This window comes from Vagococcus sp. WN80Y, assembly GCF_059621045.1.
In genome coordinates this window covers 16280-37247 of sequence record NZ_JCAQHY010000161.1, presented here as the reverse complement: position 1 = coordinate 37247, position 20968 = coordinate 16280, and the positions used below count along the sequence as shown (strand labels likewise).

The window sequence follows — 20968 nt, the reverse complement described above, 5'->3', positions numbered from 1 at the left end:
AGAACATTTGATTGAGGGAGATTCGTCTGCCCAAGCAATGGGTTCAGGTGATTTAGAAGTTTTAGCTACACCAGCTTTAGTAGCTTTTGCTGAAAATGCGTGTAAAGAACTAGCAAATCAATTTTTAATAATAGGTCAGACGACTGTTGGGACGGAAATTGTGCTTAGTCATCTGAAGGCTTCTAAAATTGGAGGTCATATTCAAGTGAAAGTTGAATTGACTGAACGAAGTTCTCGCAAATTAACTTATAATTTTGAAATTTTTGAGAATAAAGATTGTCTTGCACGTGGAAGTCATCAACGTGTAATCGTTGATATTAATAGGTTCATGAGCAAGTTAGATAATTAGAAAAAAACTGTGAAAAAATTAACAAAAAACAGTGCAAATATAAAAACTTTGTGATATAATGAACTTATAAAGAATAAAGGCATTAGCCAAAGGGAGAAATTACAAATGACTAAACAAATGACAGGTTTTAGATTTTATTTTAGAAACAGTGAAACATGGACTATTCAACGCGAACATATTGGTGATCTTTGGATTAAACATATTACAACAAGTTTTGGCCGTATTAATGGCGGAGATTTCCAAAAAATTAATCCATGCGAAGGATTAAAAATTGAAATATTTGAAGAAGCGGATCATGTTAAAACAGATGATATTAACCAAGGCGGGTTAGAATTAGGGATGTTTGAGCGTGCGTTGAAGTATGAAGATATTGAAAAAATGGTAATCATTTTTGATGATGGAAAAGAAGATTGGGTATACTTCCCTTACTTAGATAAAGGAACTCCTGGTCAAGAAGGACTAGACAATCAATATCAAACAACTAAAATCTCAAAAGATAAACACCTTTATATTGTGATTGATCCAGAAAAAACAGTTGATGATATTTATGGTGATAAATTTAAATAAATAACACTTATGAGGCGACCAAGTAATTGGTTGTCTTTTTTGTTTATACTGTAAATTCTTTGACTATAAAATGATAGTTTAGAAGTTACATTTTGGTCAGCAGTCACCTTGTGTCAAATTTCGTTATCTGTTAAAATGAATTGGATATAGAAAGAGTAGGTGCGCAACGAATGAAAGAACTTCGAGTCGATCATTTGACTAAAACATATGGTGAAAAGATGCTTTTCACAGATATCTCCTTTTTGATTCATACAAAGGACAAAATTGGCTTGATTGGTGTTAACGGAACCGGCAAAACAAGTCTTTTAAACATCCTAGCTGATAAAGATGGTGTAGATCAGGGAGAAATTAAGAAACCTCATGACTACCATATTAGTTATCTGTCTCAGGCAACTGATTTTGATGAAAATCTGACGGTGGCGGAAGCTGTTTTTGAAGGTGAATCTCCTTTGTTACAAGCTGTTAGACAGTATGAATTGGCATTAGTTAATTTGGCGGTAGACGGTGCTAATGAGGTGTATCAACAAGCTTATAGCAGAGCTGAAGAAATAATGAATAAAGAAGATGCTTGGTTGGCAGATACCAACGCTAAAACAATACTACATCAACTTGGAATTAATGAATTAAGCAAAACAATTGGTGAGCTTTCTGGTGGTCAAAGGAAGCGAGTTGGTTTAGCTCAAGTTTTAATTCAAGAACCAGATTTATTACTTTTAGATGAACCAACCAACCATTTGGATTACCAAGCAATCGAATGGCTTGAATCCTATTTGGCTCAATATAAGGGAGCTTTAGTGATGGTAACGCATGATCGCTATTTCTTAGATAAAGTGACTAATCGAATTTTTGAATTGTCTTTTGGTAAGCTTCATGAGTATAAAGGGAATTATCAGGCATACTTGATGGCTAAAGCAGAACGAGAGGAAACAGAGCGAGCTCAAGAACACAAGCGGAACCAATTATATAAACAGGAACTTGCTTGGATGAGAGCGGGTGTTAAGGCGCGTGGAACAAAGCAACAAGCAAGAATTGATCGTTTTCAAGACTTAAAAGGGGAACTAAATCAAATTGGGCAACAGGGTGAGATTGATATCTCTATAGGCAGTCAAAGGTTAGGTAAAAAAGTGTTGACTGTTAAGCATGGAGATTTTTCTATCGAAGGCAAGCAATTGCTTGCTGATTTTAATCTACTTGTTCAATCACGCGATAGGATTGGAATAACTGGTAAAAATGGTGCAGGTAAGTCAACTCTTTTAAATATTTTAGCAGGGCGTCTAGAGTTGTCTTCTGGAGTTTATGAAATTGGAGAAACTGTTCGTCTAGCTTATTATACTCAGGAAAACGAAGAGATAGACCCAAATATGCGAATGATTCAGTATCTGCAAGAGGCCGCGGAGCTAGTTAAACAAGCTGACGGTTCTGTTATTAGTATTGCCGAGATGCTCGAACGATTTCTTTTTCCTCGTTCGAGTCATGGGACAATTATTGGAAAATTATCAGGTGGTGAGAAACGTCGCTTGTTTTTACTTAAACTTCTAATAGCTCAACCAAATGTTCTCCTACTTGATGAACCTACAAATGATTTAGATATAGATACATTAACCGTTTTGGAAGATTATCTAGAACAATTTAATGGAGCAGTAATTGCTGTCAGCCATGATCGTTATTTTTTAGATAAAACAGTTGAAAAGTTGCTTGTTTTTCAAGGTAATGGTAAAATCATTGAGTATTTTGGGAGTATGTCTTCTTATTTACAAGAGTCTAAAAAAGAAGAGAACGAAATAAAAACGACTCCCAAAACTAAGACTGCGGAGAGCCAATCAAATATTAAACCTAAAAACAAATTAACGTATGCTGAACAAAAGGAATGGGAAACTATTGAGTCAGATATAGAAGTATTGGAATCGAAACTTGTAATGTTAGCTGAAGAGATGAATCATCAAGGCAGTGATTTTACTGCTCTACAGAAATTACAAGATGATGTAGGTCAAACAGAGCAGTTGTTGGAAGAGAAAATGAATCGTTGGGACTATCTTAGCGAATTTGTTTAAAAGAAGGAGAGAGATTATGGAGCAAGCATATCTGGATCTTGGTCAAAAAATTTTGACTGAAGGAGTTGAAAAATCAGATCGCACAGGAACAGGAACAAAGAGTGTTTTTGGTCATCAAATGCGCTTTGATTTAAGTCAAGGCTTTCCTTTGTTAACAACAAAGCGAGTTCCTTTTGGTTTAATTAAAAGTGAACTATTATGGTTTTTAAAAGGAGATACTAATATTCGTTTTCTCTTACAACATAATAATCATATTTGGGATGAATGGGCTTTTCAGCGCTATGTCAAAAGTGACGAATACGTGGGGCCTGATATGACTGATTTTGGGCGACGAGCAGTGACTGATGAAGCTTTTAATGAGGTTTACCAACAGGAATTAAGTACTTTTTGTCACCGAATTTTAAATGATAAGGAATTTGCTGAAAAATTCGGTGAGTTAGGAAATATTTATGGCTCCCAATGGCGTCATTGGCAGACCAGAACAGGCGAGACTATAGACCAAATTAGTGATGTAATTGAGATGATTAAAACTAATCCGGATTCGAGACGATTAATTGTATCAGCATGGAATCCAGAGGACGTTCCAACGATGGCATTGCCACCTTGTCACACGATGTTTCAATTTTATGTAGCAGATGGAAAGTTAAGTTGCCAACTTTATCAACGAAGTGCTGATGTTTTCTTAGGTGTACCTTTTAATATTGCAAGTTACGCATTACTAACACATTTAATCGCACATGAAACTGGGCTTGAAGTTGGAGAGTTTGTTCATACATTAGGAGATGCCCATTTATATAGTAATCACGATGAACAAATGATGACACAATTGAAGCGGGAAATAAGGGAATTCCCCAAATTAGTGTTAAATCATGAAAAAACATCCGTTTTTGATTTTGATGTTGAAGATATTATGGTGGAAGGGTACACCCCTCATCCATCAATAAAGGCACCAATTGCCGTTTAGTTGGGGATATTTTTAGGAGGATTTTTAATTATGTTAGCTGCGATATGGGCGCAAGATGAGAATGGGTTGATTGGAAAAGACGAGAAGTTACCTTGGCATTTACCAAATGATTTAGCCTTTTTCAAAAGTACAACTGAGAACAATACAATTGTGATGGGGAGAACGACATTTGAGGGAATGGGGAAACGTCCATTACCTAATCGTCGAACAATTGTCTTAACAAGTAATAATGACTATCACGCTGAAGGTGTCGAGATCATGCATTCTCGTCAAGAAGTACTTGATTATGCTGATTCATTTGAGGGAATAACCTTTATTACTGGTGGTGCAAAAGTTTATGAAGAGTTTTTGCCAGATTGCTCTGTTTTATACAGAACTGTTATACATGAAAGTTTTACTGGCGACACTTTTTTTCCTTTAGTAGATTGGGAAGAATGGACAATGATTAACATCAGTGAAGGTTTGGTTGATGAAAAGAATACAGTAAAACATTCATTTGAAACGTATCAAAGAAAAGCTAATTAACTTCTGTTAATCATAAAATGAGTGAAATCAAAAGAGGGGAGACATTTGTCTCACCCTCTTTTGATTTATGTGTAAAGTAAAATTGAAAAGTACATTAGACCGGCACCTAGCATGACAAAGACGTGCCATACAACATGCATAAATCTTACATTTTTCATGCTATAAAAGATTGCACCAACAGTATAAGAAACACCACCTAAGGCAAGTAAACTTGTTCCAACAGGTCCTAAACCTAAGTAAAGTGGTTTAAATGCGGCAAGACAAAGCCAGCCCATTATGATATAAATAATCACCGCTGAATTTCCTTTTTTTGCTAACCATATAGACTTATATACGACACCTAGTAAGGCCATTAACCAGATGACAATGAAGAGGGTCCAACCTAGCCAACCTTTAATAGTTAGTAAACAAAAAGGGGTATAGCTACCAGCTATAAGCAAATAAATAGAACTGTGATCAAATACTTGAAATACTTTTTTGGCTTTAGTAAAAATCAAACTGTGAAAAAGGGTCGAGGCAAGAAACAGTAATATCAACGTGGCCCCGTAAATTGCATATGCCACGACATGCATGGCAGATCCTAGTTTAGCACCCTTAACCAAGAGAATGACTAATCCAGCAATACTTAATCCCACACCAATTCCATGTGTAACAGCGTTTAATACTTCATTTACAATTAAGTATTTCTTTGAAAATAACGTGTTTTCCATAATTATCCACCTCTTTTAATGTCATAATGAGTGAAAATCGTAAGTTTATCTGTTATACTTAGTTTGTACGATATCTCTCTGATATCTATTCTACACGAATAATTTCTTTTTTTAAAGGATGGAGTATAAATATGTCAAAAGTAAAAATAGTCACTGATTCGTCATGTAACATGGAAGCGGGCATTGCTGAAAAGCTAAATATTGAAATAGTTTCTCTTTCAGTTATGATTGATGGAGTCATTCATCGTGATTCAGACTTATCAGGTAGCCAGTTTATGTCGATGATGGAAAACGCTAAGGCCTTACCTAAAACGAGCCAGCCACCAATAGGAGAATTTGTAGAGCTCTATGACGCATTAGGTGAAGACGGTAGTGCTATTATATCGATTCATATGACAGAATTAATTAGTGGGACTGTTAATACTGCGCAACAGGCTGCATCTTTATCTAAGAGTGATGTTACCGTTATTGATAGTACTTTTACGGACCAAGGCTTGTCTTTTCAAGTTATAGAAGCGGCTAAAATGGCCCAAGCAGGTAAATCAAAGGAAGAGATTATCGCAAAAGTAAAAGAAATTAAAGAAAATAGTTTATTATATATCGGTGTTGCATCGTTAGATAATTTAGTTAAAGGTGGAAGAATCAGTAGGGCCACAGGTGTTTTAGGTAACATTTTCAATATTCGTGTTATCATGCAGCTTTTGGATTCTGAATTAGTCACCTTAACAAAGGGGCGTGGAGCTAAAGCTTTCTATAAGTGGTTTGACGAATTGAAAGTTGAGTTAGCAAAAATGACTAATGTTAAGCAAATCGCAATTACGCATGCTGATGGAATTGAAACAGCCGAAAGGTTTAAAGATGGGTTACAGGAACTATTTCCGTCCATGCATATTCCTGTTTTAGATGCTTCATCAATTATTGCTACCCACACGGGAAAAGGCGCCTTTGCAGTAATGCTATACACTGAGTAGGATGTATTGAACAGATCACCTTGTGGGTCTGTTTTTTTTAATCATAACGTGGCAAATAGAATGGTTTTAAGATATAAGATACCAGTATAGGAGAGAAAATATGAAACTCTTTCATAGATATAAATATAACGTAGGTATATTAATAGTAGCCTGTGTGATTACTTTTATTGTTTTAGTAAACCTGATCCCTAAGGCTAAACCACTGTTAAATCAATCTAAAGTGACTGAAGGAACTAATCAAAAACAATTGCTCAATTTTGTGGCTATTGGAGATTCACTGACAGAAGGAGTTGGTGATACGACCGGTACAGGAGGGTATGTCCCATTATTGAAGCAGGCTCTTAGTGAAGAAACAGGGATTGACGCAATTCATGCAGATAATTTCGGTAAATCTGGCGACCGAAGTGATCAAATATTAAAACGAATTAAGAAGAATGAAGATATTCAAGACGCGTTAAAAGAGGCTGATTTTGTCACTCTCACAGCTGGTGGTAACGATTTGATGAAAGTGATTAAATCAGAATTTATGAATGATATTTCTTATGAGACATTTGATAAACCTCGAGAAAAGTTTAAAGAGCAATTATCGCTTTTAGTTGCTGAAATTCGCAAGTATAATTCGAAAGTTCCTATATACTTAATGGGGATTTATAACCCATTTTATTTAAGTTTTCAAGATATGAGTGAAATGCAAGATATTGTGACTCTATGGAATGATGGTGCAAAAGAAGCGATTAAAGGGGAAAAGAAGGTTTACTTTATTCCTATTAATGATTCTTTATACAAAGGTTTGAATGGTGAAATCGGAATAGGTAACGATGAAACTCAGTCAACAGGGTCATCCTCTACAAATTCAACTGAGACATCAATCAATAATTTGATTTCTGAAGTTGATAATTTTCATCCAAATAACTTAGGTTATCAAATCATGGCAAATAGCTTCAAGGAAGAAATGTTCGATACAAAAAAAGATTGGCTAGAAAAGTAGGGATAAAAAGATGAAAAAAGAAAAAAATGGGTCGAAAAAAAATAACCAGAAATCAGGCTCTATTAAAGGACTATTAAATAATCCTTGGAAGATCGCTTTTTTAGTTTTGATGGGAATTATCTTAGGGCTAGTTATTTTTGTTGGTACTCGAGTTATAACTGTTCGTGAGCCTCATTATAAAGCGACAGAGGAATCCATTAGCAGCAAACAAGAGGCAACGTTTCAAGTTCAGTTGAAAAAGCAGCAGGTTAATCAAATTATCAGTTACTATTTAAACGATTTTTTAAAAGATTCTGGTGTTCAATATGATTTTTATTTAGAAGACAGAGCTTTGTTAAATGGAACTTTTAAGGTTTTGGGAAATGATTTGCAGTTCTACTTGTACTTTGACCCTTATGTTACAGAAGATGGTAATGTGCAACTAAAAGCTAAAAGTTTATCTATAGGTAGCTTACCTTTACCGATTAGTGAGATTATGAAGTATGTTGCAAAAGATTTTGATGTGCCTAAATGGGTGGAGGTTTTGCCCAAGGAAAAAACAATTATTTTACATTTAAACGAATTTAAACTACAAAATGGAATGTTTGTTAAAGCTGAGAAAATCAATTTAATTGATGATGATATCAGATTTAATGTATACTTACCAATAGACAGCAATGAAACTAAAACGAAATAGGTGAATGTATGAAAAAAGAAACAGCAATTTTTGCTGGTGGGTGCTTTTGGTGTATGATTGAGCCTTTTGACCAGCAACCAGGCATTATTAGCGTTACCTCAGGCTATACAGGTGGCCATAAAGAAAACCCAACGTATGAAGAGGTTTGTAGTCATACAACTGGTCATACAGAAGCTATTGAAATTATTTTTGATTCAGAGGTTATGTCTTATGCAGATTTAGTTGAAATCTATTGGCAACAGACAGATCCAACAGATGCTTTCGGTCAGTTTCAGGATCGTGGCGATAGCTATCGAGCAGTTATATTTTATAAAAATGAGAGTCAAAAACAAATAGCCGAAGCAAGTAAGCGGGTTTTAGCGCAAAGCGGAAAGTTTTCTGATCCAATTGTAACAGCGATAGAGCCTGCTAAAATTTTTTTCAAAGCAGAAGATTATCATCAGGATTTTTATCGAAAAAACCCTGGTAGATACAAATTGGCTCATCAGACGCGTCAAAAATTCATTGATACGCATTGGGAGGAAAACAAGTGAGACGAAGTTTCTATCACTATGTCCTAACACTACGTGGACCAAGAATTAATGAGCCTGAAACAAAACTTGCTAATGCAATGGGTCTTGATATTCAATTTCCTAAACAGTCAGAAAGTTATAGTGAAATTAGTGATTATTTAGAATTAAGTACGAGTTATCTTGATAATATGGATATTTTTGACGAACTTTGGGAAAAATATTTAGAGCATAATTGATTATTAGCATAAAACAAATCACAACAAACAATAACATTTATTGTTTGTTGTTTTTATTTTATTCGGATTACTTCAGAAAAAATGATAATTCTTATAAGACAGTTTGTTTTGGGAGTGTTTTTTACAAAAAAGGAATTAATGAAAGCAATATATTAGGATTATTTCAATTGATTTTCATTTCCAATGTTACGAACAGATGTTTTTAAAGAGCTTAAAACAAAAATAAATCTTAATTTTTGTTTTAATAGCAATTTAGTTGTTACATATTTGTAAAAAACATGTTAAAATGTAATATGTGTTAACCTAAAAGAAATATTTTTTGGTCGTTTTACGTCCCACAGTGTGACAGTTAATGATCAAGTTATAAAATCACAATAAAGGGGGCGATAATAAATTAAAATGGTGGTTAATTGATGACAAACCTCCTCAATTATGAAATAATTAAATAACAAAAATGCATATGAAAAATGCAAGTATGAAAGAATTCCAGGGGGCTTATATGTGTGAGTAACAAACAAGGAAAGAAGAGATATTTGCCTAGCATTGATGGTTTAAGGGCTGTGGCCATTATTCTCGTTATTCTTTATCATTTTCAACTGCCATTTATTCAAGGCGGTTTTATTGGAGTAGATATATTTTTTGTTTTATCAGGGTATTTGATTACTAACAGTTTAATGATTGAATGGCATCAAGTGAAAAAATTTGATTTTAAACAATTTTGGGTTAAGCGAATACGACGCTTGGTACCTGCAGTCATTACATTGCTTAGTGTTGTTTTATTAATTTGTTTCATCTTATTTCCTAAAAGCTTTGAAAAAAGTTGGAGTGATGCAATTGCTGCATTATTTTATGTGAGCAATTGGTGGTATATATTTAAGAAAGTCCCTTACTTTGATTCCTTTGGAACACCCAGTCCGTTTAAACATTTATGGTCATTAGCGATCGAAGAACAATTCTATCTTCTTTGGCCTTTAGCTCTTTTTGGTTTACTCAAATGGTTAAAAAAACGCCAACATGTCTTAATAGCAATTATAACAGCAGGAGTTTTATCAGCTGGGTTGATGGCTATTTTATATGAACCAACAGCAATAGATCGTGTGTATTATGGTACCGATACACGTATTTTTACTATTTTAGCTGGTTGTGGCTTGGCATTCTTATGGCCATATTATTACTTAGAGGATAATTTTGGTCAAAGGGCTCAAAGAATTTTAGATAGTGCTGGGGGAGTTGCTCTAAGTGCACTTATTATCAGTGCTTTGGTCATAAATGAGTATCAAACATTTATGTATCGAGGAGGATTAGTGTTAATAGCTTTGTTTACAGTGATTCTTTTAGCAGTAATCGTGCATCCTTCAAGTAAACTAGGTCATTTTTTTGCTCATCCGATTTTAAACTGGATTGGAAAGAGGTCGTATAGTCTGTATTTATGGCACTATCCAGTGGTAGCATTAACCACGCCAGTGAAATTAATCGGAAAATTCCACATTGGCTTAGTTGCTATACAGCTCTTATTGATCATTGTTTTGGCAAATTTTTCTTATTTATGGATTGAAGAACCTATTAGAAAAGATGGATTAAAGAAAGGTTTTGAATCTTTAAAAAATGTCAGTAAAAATCAATTGTACTATCCTATAGGGTCTTTGGTAGCAATTTTTGTTCTTAGTTTAGGGATTTGGGGTACTAACTTTCTTTTGACGGAGAACGTTGAAAAAGCTAAACCAGTTATAACTAAAACAAGTGAAACAGCGCCTGTAAAAAAAGAAACATTAAAGCAGGCTTTGGCAATAGGGGATTCCATTATATTGGGAATTAAAGATCAGTTAATGGAGACAGTTCCTGGTATTGTGGTTGATGGCGAAGTTGGAAGACAATTAGTTGACGCAAAAAAAATAGTTGAAGACAAATACGCTGATTATAATCGCACGGATGCCGCGATTTTTATTGAATTAGGCTCTAACAGTCCGTTTAATACGAAGGATTTGTCAGCCTTCTTAGATTTATTTGATAAAGCACATGTCTTCATTATTAATACTCGTGTTCCACGCAATTGGGAAAGTGATGTTAATAATATGTTAGCAGATGCTGCAAAAAACAGAGATAATGTTATTCTTATTGATTGGTATAGTATTGCATTTCAAGCGCCTAGCTTGTTAGAAGGGGATGGTGTCCATCTTACAGAAGGTGATGGAAAAACGACATACATTAATCTTATTACCAATGAATTGAACAATTTCGATTTAAACTTACCGCCAAAAACGGAATCAAGTGATGAAAGTAAAACGGAATCGACTAGTGAAACGGAAACAAGTCAAACAACTGAGTAGCAAGTCAGAACTCTCTAACAGTAAAAAATTGGAGAGCTCTGACTTGTTATTTTTACATAGTATGAGATAATAAAAAAATAAATGATGATTTGGAGGGTACTTTTTGACTATATGGGAAAAATTTAAGCAAAATGACAGTCTCAGAAGAACCGTTGTCTTGCTGGTTATCTGTCTCGTACTATTTTTAATTAGGGAAATTATCAGTTTAATTTTATTGACATTCATTCTAACTTATTTAATCACTCGATTAGTTGGGGGGATTCATCAAAAGATTAAATTACCAAAGAAGATTATCGCCATAGGGATTTATGGGTTAATTGTGGTTTTCTTGTATTTTGCATTAACCATTTATGTTCCGAAATTAATCAACCAAACCTTCACGATGATTGAGTCACTATTCGCATTCTATCAGAAGCCGATGACTGATAATTCAGTTTTGGAATGGGTAAGTCAAAATATTAGTTTTAAAGAAATTAAAGATCAATTAACATCAGGTGTTAAGGTGGTTTTTGATTATGTTTCAAGTATTGGATCAATGGGAATGACATTTGTGATGTCCTTTGTTTTGAGTTTTTTCTTTTGTATCGAAGAAGAATGGGTCAAAAGTTTTAGTAAGCTATTTTTAACGAGTAAGATTAGTTGGTTTAGTCAAGATGTGGCCTATTTAGGTCGGAAGTTTGTTAATACGTTTGGTGTAGTGATCGAAGCACAGTTTATGATTGCATTGGTAAACACAGGATTAACAACACTTGGCCTATATATTATGGGCTTTCCACAGCTTTTAAGCTTAGCTCTAATGATTTTTATTTTTAGTCTAATTCCAGTTGCTGGAGTCATTATATCATGTATTCCTTTAGCACTTTTAGGTTATACAGTCGGTGGAATTCAAGATGTCATCTATGTTTTGATCATGATTGCAGTTATTCATATGTTGGAATCATATCTATTAAATCCTAAGTTAATGAGCAGTAAAACAGACTTACCGGTTTTTTTCATTTTTGTTATCTTAATGTTCTCTGAGAAGTTTTTTGGTGTTTGGGGATTAGTTATTGGTATTCCAGTTTTTGTATTTTTACTTGATTTATTAGAAGTGAAACCTAAAGAGAAACACAAAGTTCCTCTTCGAATAAAAAAATAAAGTGATTGTGCCAGTGCTGCTAAAATACGCTGGCTTTTTTGTTACTTAAAAAAATTTAAAAGATGATGGGAATTTTTCTATTGAAGAGTAGAATTTTTTTCAATTAAGGAGTACTATTAAATAGCGTTATTAATTCAATTGACATTCAGATGTATTTGAGCGTAAAAAACATAGAATTTTACTTAGGAGTGAAAAGCGTTTGGAAGTAGAAAAGGGTATATCAAAAAAATTAACATTTATTATGGCATTTGTGTGTGGTATTTCAATCGCGAGTCTGTATTACATTCAGCCTCTGGAAGGGATGGTTGCTTCTGAATTAGGTGTTAGTGTAGGTCAAATGGGGTTAGCACCTACCCTAAGTCAAATAGGCTATGCATTAGGGTTGCTTTTTATTGTCCCACTTGGTGATATATTTGAACGGAAAAAATTAATTATTTTAATGCTTAGTTTAGTAAGTGTTGTTCTAGCGTTAACAGGAATCATATCAAATTATTATGCATTGATGACACTAATGCTCATGATAGGTTTAACATCCATAATTCCTCAATTGATTATCCCATTTGCAGGTCAATTGGCTCACCCAAAAGAGCGAGGTTCTGTTTTGGGAACTGTTACTGGTGGTTTGTTAATCGGTATTTTATTGTCTCGAAGCTTCAGTGGATTTGTGGGTGCCTATCTCGGATGGCGAGCTGTTTATTATTGTGGTGTTGGGCTAGCAGTAATATTGATCGTTTTAGTCCTTGTTATTTTCCCTAAAAATACACCTGTTTCTCAATTGTCTTATAAGGAATTGATGCTCTCTTTACCTAAACTGTTCAACTCTCAAAGAACCGTCCGTGAAAGTGCCTTTAACGGATTCTTTATTTTTGGTGGTTTTAACGTATTTTGGTCGACATTAGTTTTTTATATGGAAAGTCCTACTTACAATTTGGGTTCAAAAGAAGTTGGATATATTGGTTTAGTCGGGGTTGTTGGCGCGTTAGCATCTGTATATATGGGAAAAGTAGCAGATCATAAAGGACCTCGCTTTGGTGTTGGCTTAGGAACCTTGATAGAAGGAATCTCATTCATTTTGCTACTTCTAATCGGACACCATTTTATTGGTTTGGTTGTAGGTGTTATTTTGTTAGATTTAGGTACGCAGAGTGCTCAGGTTTCCAATCAATCCCGAATTCAGGCTTTAGGTGATGAAAATCGTAGCCGTAATAATACTATTTTTATGTTTGCTTACTTTATTGGTGGAGCTACAGGCTCTTTGCTTGGCTCAATTGCATGGCAAATTGCTGGGTGGACAGGTGTCTGTCTTGTAGGAATGTGTTATCTAGGGTTAGGGTTGATCGGACACCATTTAATTTTTAAAGAAAAATAAACGTTGTAGCTCAATTTGATTATTGACTAAATACTTTAATCATCATAAGTGAAACCCATGCTATAATGATAATAAATAATCGAGGAGGTAAGTTCAGTTGAAGACAATTAAAATTGGTAACTCTGATGTATTAGCTTCTATCATTGGTGTTGGGACTAATGCAGTTGGTGGCCATAATTTGTATCCTAATTTGGATGAAGATGCAGGAAAAGACTTAATACGTTATGCACTTGACAATGGTATTACGTTAATTGATACGGCTTTTGCATACGGCAGAGGGCGCTCAGAAGAATTGGTAGGCGAAGTGGTCAAAGAATACTCTCGTGAACAGGTTGTTATTGCAACAAAGGCATCTCATTTACCTAATGGTACAGGACACTCTAATGATCCCGAATTTATTAGACAAGCGATTACTAATTCGTTGAAACGTCTTCAAACTAACTACCTAGATATTTTCTATCTTCATTTTCCAGATAAAGAGACACCGAAAGATGAAGCAGTCGCTGTATTAAATGAGTACAAACAAAAAGGAATTATTCGAGCGATTGGTGTTTCTAATTTTTCTTTGAGGCAGTTAAAAGAAGCGAATAAAGAAGGCTATGTCGATGTAGTTCAAGATGAATATAATTTGATTGCTAGACAAAATGAAAAAACAGTGATGGCTTACTGCAGTGAACACGGCATTTCTTACATTCCGTTTTTCCCTTTGGCGTCGGGATTATTGACTGGCAAATATCAAGCTGAGATTAATTTTCCAGAGAGCGATTTTAGAAGTAAGCAAGCTAACTTTCAAGGGGAGCGCTATCGGGAAATAGTCAAAAAAGTCAATTTATTACAACTTATTGCAAATAAATATCATGTTGAGATTACTCATATTGTTTTAAACTGGTACTTAAGACGGGCAGATATTTCAGCCATCATCCCTGGTGCTAAACGAGCAACACAGGTTGCTGATAATCTAAAAGCAATTAGTTTCGAACTTAATCAAGATGAACTAGCATTTATTGATCGAACCTTTTCATAAAAAAAGAAGTTGCATATTGCAACTTCTTTTTTCTCTTTACTCTCCAGCTAGGTCATAGTTTACACTTAATATTCAACTATTAGTTTATTAAGAGTTTTATGCTTGATATTCTTGTTTGTGTTAGGTATGATTGAGCTCTGACTAAAAAAGAAAGAAGGTTGGATATGTCCTTATTAATTAAAAAAATGGAAAATCATTTGGTAGCAGTTCTTGGGTCAATTGTGATGACAGTTATTATCGTCGCGACTCAATTATGGCAGCCTAAGCTACTCCAAAAAGTTTTAAATGCGGTAATGGCTGATGACAAGAGTAGAATTATTGAAGTGGGAATTACGCTTCTAATTGTAGCAGGTGTAGGTTTAATTGCCGGAATTATTAACACTATTTTGGCAGCGAAGGTGGCTCAGGAAGTTTCAGCAGATGTACGTGAAGAAGGATTTAAAAAAATCCAAACTTTCTCTTTCAGTAATATTGAGCGGTTTTCAACAGGAAATATTGTCGTACGTTTGACTAATGATATCACTCAAATTCAAACTCTAGTGATGTTAACGCTACAAACACTTCTAAGAATCCCTATATTATTTGTAGGTAGTTTTATTTTAGCGATGATGACTCTGCCACAATTATGGTGGATAATTATTGTCTTAGTTGTTTTAGTTTTAGTAATTGTGATGGCGGTTTTCAGTTTAATGGGGAAACATTTTGGTATGATTCAACAGTATCTAGATAGAGTCAACGGGATTGCGAAAGAAAATCTTGCAGGAATGAGAGTGGTAAAATCCTTTGTTCAGGAAGAAAATGAAACAAAACGATTTGGTGATATTAGTGAGAAATTAACGAAACATACTATTTCGGTCGGGAATTTATTTGCTGTTATGATTCCAACTTTTACTGTTATTTCAAGCTTAGCAATCGTTTTTGCCATTTATTTTTCTGCAGATTTGGCAACAAAGGATTTGGAAGTTATTGGGGCGATCGCGTCATTTATGAATTATTTAATGCAGATCATGATGTCTATCATTATTGGCGGAATGATGACAATGATGGCCTCGCGAGCAATGGTGTCACTTTCACGTATTAACGAAATTTTGAATACGGAGCCAGATATCACATTTGATCCAGATGCTTCTAAATTAATCACCAAAGGAGATGTGTCATTTAAAGATGTCACTTTTCAATATGAAGGAGAAGATCATCCTTCTTTAAAGCATGTATCTTTCGACGTTAAACACGGACAATCAATTGGAATCGTCGGGGCAACAGGTTCAGGAAAATCAACTTTAGCTCAACTAATTGCTCGAATGTATGACCCAACTGAAGGGGAAATCGAAATTGATCAGATTAATCTGAAAGAAACGAATAAAGAAAATCTTCGAGAATCAGTTGCTCTTGTTTTGCAAAAAGCCATTCTATTTTCTGGAACTATCGCAGATAATTTACGTCATGGGAAAAAGAATGCATCAGAAATTGAAATGGAGAGAGCCTCAAAAATTGCTCAAGCTAAAGAATTCATTGATCGTCAAATTGACGGTTATAATAGCGCAGTGGAGGAGCGTGGCGCCAACTTCTCCGGTGGTCAAAAACAACGGCTATCCATTTCTCGAGGTGTAATAGGAGAACCTAAAATACTAATTTTAGATGATAGTACCAGTGCTTTAGATGCTCGATCAGAAAAATTAGTTAAGGAAGCATTGAATTATGAGTTAAACACAACAACAACATTTATTATCGCTCAAAAAATTTCTTCTGTGGTTCAGGCGGATAAAATTTTGGTGTTAGATGAGGGAGAACTTGTGGCCATTGGGACTCATAAAGAATTAGTTCAAACTAGTGACGTATATCGAGAAATTTATGACACACAAAAAGGAAAAGAGGTGCTATAATTTATGAAAAAAAATCGAACACTTAATTTTTTCTGGCGTTATTTAAAAGAGTATAAATTTCAGCTCTTTATTATAATTATTGCCATAATTATTTCAACCTACCTTCAAGTTAAGGCACCAGAATATATCGGAAAAGCTTTAACTGAATTAGCAACCTATGCAGGAACTTATTTACATGTTGGCAAAGAAGCAGCGGACAAAGCTCCGTTTACGGATATTATTATCATATTAGTGATGTTGTACGCCATGAATTGGATTGCGATGTTTATTCAAAATCTCTTAATGGCAGGAGTCACAGGGAAATCAACTAATAGGATGCGGATTGATTTATTTAAAAAAATTGAACGATTATCTATTAAGTTTTTTGATGGCCATCAAGATGGAGAAATACTAAGCCGTTTTACTAGTGACTTGGATAATATTTCAAACACGATGAATCAAGCTTTGATTCAAGTGTTGACTAATGTTTCAATGATGATTGGTGTTTTAATCATGATGTTTAGACAAAACGTTCAGTTATCATTTGCAACGCTAGCTATGTCGCCAGTTGCGATTATTTTTGCAATCATCATAATTAAGCAGGCTCGTAAATATGTCAATCTTCAGCAAGACAACGTAGGTGAGCTGAATGCTTATATTGATGAAAAAATTTCAGGACAAAAGGTTATTATTACGAATGGTTTGGAAGAAGAAACTATAGAAGGCTTTCAATTTTTCAATAAAAAAGTAAAACAGGCTACCTTTAAGGGTCAAGTTTATTCTGGATTATTGTTCCCGACAATGCAAGGTCTGGCTCTTTTTAATACGGCAATTGTCATATTTTTCGGGAGTTGGTTAGTACTAGATGGGAGTATTGAGCGAGCAGCAGGTCTTGGATTAATTGTGATGTTTGTTCAGTACTCGCAACAGTTTTATATGCCTTTGACACAAATTTCGTCGCAATTTAGTATGTTACAATTAGCCTTTACAGGTGCCCGCCGTCTAAATGAAATCTTTGATGAGCAAGATGAAAGTGAGCGGTCAACGGCCACAGATATTGATGGTCTTCATGAATCGATTTATTTAAAAGATGTAGACTTTGCTTATGACACGGACAAACCTGTATTAAAGAAAGTAACTATGGGGGCTAAGAAAGGGCAGATGGTGGCATTAGTTGGACCTACTGGTTCCGGTAAAACAACTATCATGAACTTATTGAATCGCTTTTATAATGTTGATAACGGTGAAATTTTACTTGACGGTAAAGATATTCGCGAGATTACATTACCTAGTTTAAGATCACAAATAGGAATTGTGTTACAAGATTCCGTTCTCTTTACAGGGACCATCCGAGATAATATCTCCTTCGGTAAACCAGAGGCTACTGATGAAGAAATTTGGCATGCCGCCAAACAAGCAAACATTCATGAATTTATAATGACGTTGGAGAACGGCTATCAGACTGAGGTTAGCGATGAAAATAATTTGTTCAGTGTTGGCCAAAAGCAGCTGATAAGTATTGCTCGAACGATTATTACCAATCCTGACTTATTGATTTTAGATGAGGCTACTAGTAATGTTGACACTGTAACAGAAAGTCGGATTCAAAAAGCAATGGAGACAATTATCGCAGGTCGCACAAGCTTTGTTATCGCCCACCGTTTAAAAACAATTTTAAATGCAGATTATATTGTTGTCCTGCATCAAGGTGAGATTATTGAGGAAGGGACTCATGACGAGCTTCTTCATAAAAATGGCTTTTATGCCGAGCTCTACACGAATCAATTTGTATTTGAATAACTAAAAGAGTATCGCAATCCATTCAATTAATGTGGAGTTGCGATACTCTTTGTTACGCTAATTTTGATGAGCAGAAAATGGAAAGGGCACCTTCATACGTTTTACTAAGATTATTCCACCAGACAATTGACAAAGGCCTAAAATAAAGAAAATAATATGAAGAGGATTGATCGCCAAAAGCATCAAGCATTGAGTGGCAATCCAAAAGCATTGAATACTTCCCATTAAGCAATGGTAATAGGGGCCTTCTGGTTGTCTTTTTATGTTAACCCAGCCAGTCAGAATATTTCCTATACCAATGATAAAGAAAAGACATAAACCAGGAATAATAAAAGTACTGAAGGGTGAATTGACTAACATCGTTTCTTTGATTTTTAGAGCCACTCGCGCCCTTGAATCCAGAGCAAAGTAGCTACCGACTATCCCTCCGGTACCAATAAGGATATTTAACGTAATTAGAAATGGATTAAGAAACATTTGGATTTCCTCCGATTAGGTAATGTTTAGTGTCAATATATCATGTAATGACGATAGTGAATAGGGACTAAAGAATGATTTCGGCATCCAAAATAAAGAAAAAATGGTAAAATGATTGATTAGTTACAATTGAATAAAAGGAGAAAAGAATATGGTAGTTAAAATTGAGAATGAGCGAATTTACTTGCGAGAATTAACGCCTCAGGATATCCCTTCGTTAGCAGCTATTTTGAAAGACTCAGAGACGATGTACGCTTATGAGGCAAGCTTTACTGATGAGCAAGTAGTTGCTTGGTTAAAATGGAATCAAGAAAGTTACGAACAGAACGGTTTTGGACTTTGGGCTATAATTGACCGGCAGACAAATCAATTTGTTGGTCAGTGTGGAATTGTTTATTCTGAGGTGGAGGATGAAGAGTTGTTGGAAGTAGGTTATTTAATTAATCGACACTTCTGGAGGAAAGGCTATGCGAGCGAAGCAAGTCAGTTGTGTATCACATACGCAAAAGAAATGCTTAGAGCTAAAAAAATAGCTTCAATTATCAGAGATACTAACATAGCATCTCAAAAAGTAGCAAGAAAAAATCAAATGATTGTTATTAAAGAATTTACTAAAAATTATTCAGGGACACCAGTTAACCATCTTGTATATAGTCGAAATCTAAACTAAACCTGTGAAAAAAATAACAATTTATCGTTATTTTTTGTTATAATAGTAGGGTAACTATTAACACATGAAGAGCTTCTCTAATACTAAAAAGCAATTCATGAAATGAAGGAGTTAGTATAGATGGAATTTCCAGACAACCCATATGAGGAATTGAATCTTTACAGTAATTTTTCTCAAGCAGCTAAGTGTTTCCCAGCAACCCCGATTTACTTTGATGAAGAGCTTATTGGCTTCCCAGAATTAGGCTTGAAAACAACGTACCAGGAGGCCGAAGCAAGTATTGTGACACAAGCAAGTCGGTTAAGTCATTTAGGGATTAAAAAAGGTGACAAGGTTGTCATCTATAAATCACCAATGTTTGATACCTATATGTTAGCTGTTGCCATCAGCTATTTAGGCGCTGTTCCAATCATGATTTCCTATCATTTACCTGTACCGACATTGTCAATTATGTGCCAACGACTTGAAGAACCATGGCTTATCTATGATAAGGTGACAGGGAGTAGAGCACCAGAAGTGTCTAGCATTGAGCCGAGTAAGTTTATCGAATTAGAAAAGCTCAATCAATTAAAAGAGACTCCACTAGTCCCACAAGCTTATCTAAAACCTGATGAGATTTCGTATATGACTCATACATCTGGAACAACTGGTGTTCCTAAATTGATAGCACATTCAGCCCAATCAATGGGTTGGCGAACAAAATGGCAACGTAATGTATTTGATTTAATGCCAGAAAAACAATTGGTTGCTTTTCATATCTCACCAGTCCATTCACGATTTAATATCGGGATTTCTTCTTTGATGTCTAAAGGATTTCCACTTTTATGGATTGGCAATGCTGAAATAGATGCTGTCACAAACACGCTAACTCACTATCAACCTTATGCTTTAGAAACGCATCCTAATAATTTTGTTCAATGGAGCCGTTTAGCTAAGGAAAAACCAGAATTATTCGCTTCATTTAATTACTATCATTCAACATTTGATGCAATAAACAAAGGGACAATGGATATTTTCTTAAACGCATCATCAGCTGTGAAACCTGTTTTTATGCAAGTATATGGCCAAAGTGAGTGCGGACCAATGATTATGAGATTTCACACGTTGGAAAGTATTCAAACTCTAAATGCGCGGAATATGGGGATTGGGATGCCTGATTTAACAGAGGTACGTATTGTTGATCAAGAGGGACAAGAAGTTGCTGCAACAATTTCCGGAAATATTCAAATGTTATCAAAGGGAAGAGCTTTGACTTATTACCATGAAGACAATAGGTTTACTGAAAATACTTACGGCCCGTGGTGGGATAGTGGTGATTTTGGCTATAAAGATGAGCAAGGGGATTTATATCTACTTGATCGACAAGTTGATTTAATTAGTGACGTCGAAAGTACATTATTAATTGAAGATCGCTTACTGGATAAACTCGAATTCCTTGATGAAGTCGTGATTGTTCGTGGCAAAAATGATGTTGCTCAACCAATTATTGCGGTTAACGCAGACTGTGAGATGGACTGGGATCGTTGGTGGCAGGCAATTGCAGATTTCCCTTTACTTAATGAGCCACTGTTATGTGCTTATGATGCAATTCCAAGAACTGCAACAATGAAAGTTCAGCGCTTAAAAATTGAAGAACAGTTAAAAATGAAGAACTAATTTATGTAAATAAGCTGCGGTGTAATGCGTAGCTTATTTGGGTTATTGTTATAGAAATGGATAAGTAATAAAAATAGGGCGAAGTAATGAGTTATT

Annotated in this window: 20 protein-coding genes; 18 read left to right on the top strand and 2 right to left on the bottom strand. The window is 34.9% G+C overall.

What is annotated here, in order from left to right:
- Positions 1-7 precede the first annotated feature (7 nt).
- The 5 genes from AC5KOD_RS14340 to AC5KOD_RS14320 all read left to right on the top strand — a co-directional run bounded on the left by AC5KOD_RS14340 (position 8) and on the right by AC5KOD_RS14320 (position 4456).
- The gene (locus AC5KOD_RS14340; protein ID WP_496915252.1) at positions 8-349 is read left to right on the top strand and encodes a thioesterase family protein; all 342 of its coding nucleotides are present in this window, start codon (positions 8-10) and stop codon (positions 347-349) included.
- A gap of 105 nt (positions 350-454) precedes the next feature.
- Positions 455-916: a hypothetical protein gene (locus tag AC5KOD_RS14335; RefSeq protein ID WP_496915251.1), complete on the top strand. Its 462-nt coding sequence runs from the start codon at positions 455-457 to the stop codon at positions 914-916.
- A gap of 170 nt (positions 917-1086) precedes the next feature.
- Positions 1087-2967: an ABC-F family ATP-binding cassette domain-containing protein gene (locus tag AC5KOD_RS14330; RefSeq protein WP_496915250.1), complete on the top strand. Its 1881-nt coding sequence runs from the start codon at positions 1087-1089 to the stop codon at positions 2965-2967.
- A gap of 16 nt (positions 2968-2983) precedes the next feature.
- Positions 2984-3931, top strand: a complete 948-nt coding sequence (locus tag AC5KOD_RS14325; RefSeq protein ID WP_496915249.1) for a thymidylate synthase — start codon at positions 2984-2986, stop codon at positions 3929-3931.
- 30 nt (positions 3932-3961) lie between these two features.
- Complete coding sequence (locus AC5KOD_RS14320; RefSeq protein WP_496915248.1) at positions 3962-4456, top strand: dihydrofolate reductase; 495 nt, start codon at positions 3962-3964, stop codon at positions 4454-4456.
- Positions 4457-4521: 65 nt separating this feature from the next.
- Here the strand turns inward: AC5KOD_RS14320 and trhA are convergent, their stop codons facing one another.
- On the bottom strand, positions 4522-5166 hold the full coding sequence (trhA, locus tag AC5KOD_RS14315; RefSeq protein ID WP_496915247.1) for a PAQR family membrane homeostasis protein TrhA: 645 nt from the start codon (positions 5164-5166) through the stop codon (positions 4522-4524).
- Between the two features lie 131 nt (positions 5167-5297).
- Between trhA and AC5KOD_RS14310 the strand changes: the two genes are divergently transcribed.
- From AC5KOD_RS14310 to AC5KOD_RS14260, 11 genes are all read left to right on the top strand, one after another.
- Positions 5298-6137 (top strand): DegV family protein, encoded by an 840-nt coding sequence (locus AC5KOD_RS14310; RefSeq protein ID WP_496915246.1) that lies wholly within the window; start codon positions 5298-5300, stop codon positions 6135-6137.
- Positions 6138-6237: 100 nt separating this feature from the next.
- A complete protein-coding gene (locus AC5KOD_RS14305; protein ID WP_496915245.1) occupies positions 6238-7125 on the top strand; it encodes a GDSL-type esterase/lipase family protein in 888 nt (295 codons plus the stop codon).
- 10 nt (positions 7126-7135) lie between these two features.
- Positions 7136-7801, top strand: coding sequence for a YpmS family protein (locus tag AC5KOD_RS14300; RefSeq protein ID WP_496915244.1), 666 nt, complete (start codon positions 7136-7138; stop codon positions 7799-7801).
- 8 nt (positions 7802-7809) lie between these two features.
- Positions 7810-8334, top strand: coding sequence for a peptide-methionine (S)-S-oxide reductase MsrA (msrA, locus tag AC5KOD_RS14295; RefSeq protein ID WP_496915243.1), 525 nt, complete (start codon positions 7810-7812; stop codon positions 8332-8334).
- A complete protein-coding gene (locus AC5KOD_RS14290; protein WP_496915242.1) occupies positions 8331-8549 on the top strand; it encodes a YozE family protein in 219 nt (72 codons plus the stop codon). Before msrA ends, AC5KOD_RS14290 begins: the two co-directional genes overlap by 4 nt.
- 503 nt (positions 8550-9052) lie before the next feature.
- Positions 9053-10876 (top strand): acyltransferase family protein, encoded by a 1824-nt coding sequence (locus AC5KOD_RS14285; RefSeq protein ID WP_496915241.1) that lies wholly within the window; start codon positions 9053-9055, stop codon positions 10874-10876.
- Positions 10877-10979: 103 nt separating this feature from the next.
- Positions 10980-12014 (top strand): AI-2E family transporter, encoded by a 1035-nt coding sequence (locus tag AC5KOD_RS14280; protein ID WP_496915240.1) that lies wholly within the window; start codon positions 10980-10982, stop codon positions 12012-12014.
- 199 nt (positions 12015-12213) lie between these two features.
- Complete coding sequence (locus AC5KOD_RS14275; RefSeq protein WP_496915239.1) at positions 12214-13383, top strand: MFS transporter; 1170 nt, start codon at positions 12214-12216, stop codon at positions 13381-13383.
- Between the two features lie 97 nt (positions 13384-13480).
- Positions 13481-14407, top strand: coding sequence for an aldo/keto reductase (locus tag AC5KOD_RS14270; protein ID WP_496915238.1), 927 nt, complete (start codon positions 13481-13483; stop codon positions 14405-14407).
- Between the two features lie 164 nt (positions 14408-14571).
- A complete protein-coding gene (locus AC5KOD_RS14265) occupies positions 14572-16290 on the top strand; it encodes an ABC transporter ATP-binding protein (RefSeq protein ID WP_496915237.1) in 1719 nt (572 codons plus the stop codon).
- 3 nt (positions 16291-16293) lie between these two features.
- Positions 16294-18069: an ABC transporter ATP-binding protein gene (locus AC5KOD_RS14260; RefSeq protein WP_496915236.1), complete on the top strand. Its 1776-nt coding sequence runs from the start codon at positions 16294-16296 to the stop codon at positions 18067-18069.
- A gap of 57 nt (positions 18070-18126) precedes the next feature.
- Here AC5KOD_RS14260 and AC5KOD_RS14255 read toward each other — a convergent pair whose 3' ends face one another.
- On the bottom strand, positions 18127-18546 hold the full coding sequence (locus AC5KOD_RS14255; RefSeq protein ID WP_496915235.1) for a hypothetical protein: 420 nt from the start codon (positions 18544-18546) through the stop codon (positions 18127-18129).
- 151 nt (positions 18547-18697) lie between these two features.
- On the opposite strand from AC5KOD_RS14255, the gene AC5KOD_RS14250 reads away from it, so the two are divergent.
- A complete protein-coding gene (locus AC5KOD_RS14250) occupies positions 18698-19216 on the top strand; it encodes a GNAT family N-acetyltransferase (RefSeq protein ID WP_496915234.1) in 519 nt (172 codons plus the stop codon).
- 120 nt (positions 19217-19336) lie between these two features.
- Complete coding sequence (locus AC5KOD_RS14245; RefSeq protein ID WP_496915233.1) at positions 19337-20872, top strand: AMP-binding protein; 1536 nt, start codon at positions 19337-19339, stop codon at positions 20870-20872.
- Positions 20873-20968: the final 96 nt, after the last annotated feature.

Excerpts from the sequence above, each read along its gene's own strand:
- AC5KOD_RS14260 (WP_496915236.1), top strand. The coding sequence starts at position 16,294 with ATGAAAAAAAATCGAACACTTAATTTTTTCTGGCGTTATTTAAAAGAG.
- msrA (WP_496915243.1), top strand. The coding sequence starts at position 7,810 with ATGAAAAAAGAAACAGCAATTTTTGCTGGTGGGTGCTTTTGGTGTATG.
- AC5KOD_RS14300 (WP_496915244.1), top strand. The coding sequence starts at position 7,136 with ATGAAAAAAGAAAAAAATGGGTCGAAAAAAAATAACCAGAAATCAGGC.
- AC5KOD_RS14320 (WP_496915248.1), top strand. The coding sequence starts at position 3,962 with ATGTTAGCTGCGATATGGGCGCAAGATGAGAATGGGTTGATTGGAAAA.
- trhA (WP_496915247.1), bottom strand. The coding sequence starts at position 5,166 with ATGGAAAACACGTTATTTTCAAAGAAATACTTAATTGTAAATGAAGTA.
- AC5KOD_RS14335 (WP_496915251.1), top strand. The coding sequence starts at position 455 with ATGACTAAACAAATGACAGGTTTTAGATTTTATTTTAGAAACAGTGAA.
- AC5KOD_RS14245 (WP_496915233.1), top strand. The coding sequence starts at position 19,337 with ATGGAATTTCCAGACAACCCATATGAGGAATTGAATCTTTACAGTAAT.
- AC5KOD_RS14255 (WP_496915235.1), bottom strand. The coding sequence starts at position 18,546 with ATGTTTCTTAATCCATTTCTAATTACGTTAAATATCCTTATTGGTACC.
- AC5KOD_RS14310 (WP_496915246.1), top strand. The coding sequence starts at position 5,298 with ATGTCAAAAGTAAAAATAGTCACTGATTCGTCATGTAACATGGAAGCG.
- AC5KOD_RS14265 (WP_496915237.1), top strand. The coding sequence starts at position 14,572 with ATGTCCTTATTAATTAAAAAAATGGAAAATCATTTGGTAGCAGTTCTT.
- AC5KOD_RS14330 (WP_496915250.1), top strand. The coding sequence starts at position 1,087 with ATGAAAGAACTTCGAGTCGATCATTTGACTAAAACATATGGTGAAAAG.
- AC5KOD_RS14325 (WP_496915249.1), top strand. The coding sequence starts at position 2,984 with ATGGAGCAAGCATATCTGGATCTTGGTCAAAAAATTTTGACTGAAGGA.
- AC5KOD_RS14305 (WP_496915245.1), top strand. The coding sequence starts at position 6,238 with ATGAAACTCTTTCATAGATATAAATATAACGTAGGTATATTAATAGTA.
- AC5KOD_RS14250 (WP_496915234.1), top strand. The coding sequence starts at position 18,698 with ATGGTAGTTAAAATTGAGAATGAGCGAATTTACTTGCGAGAATTAACG.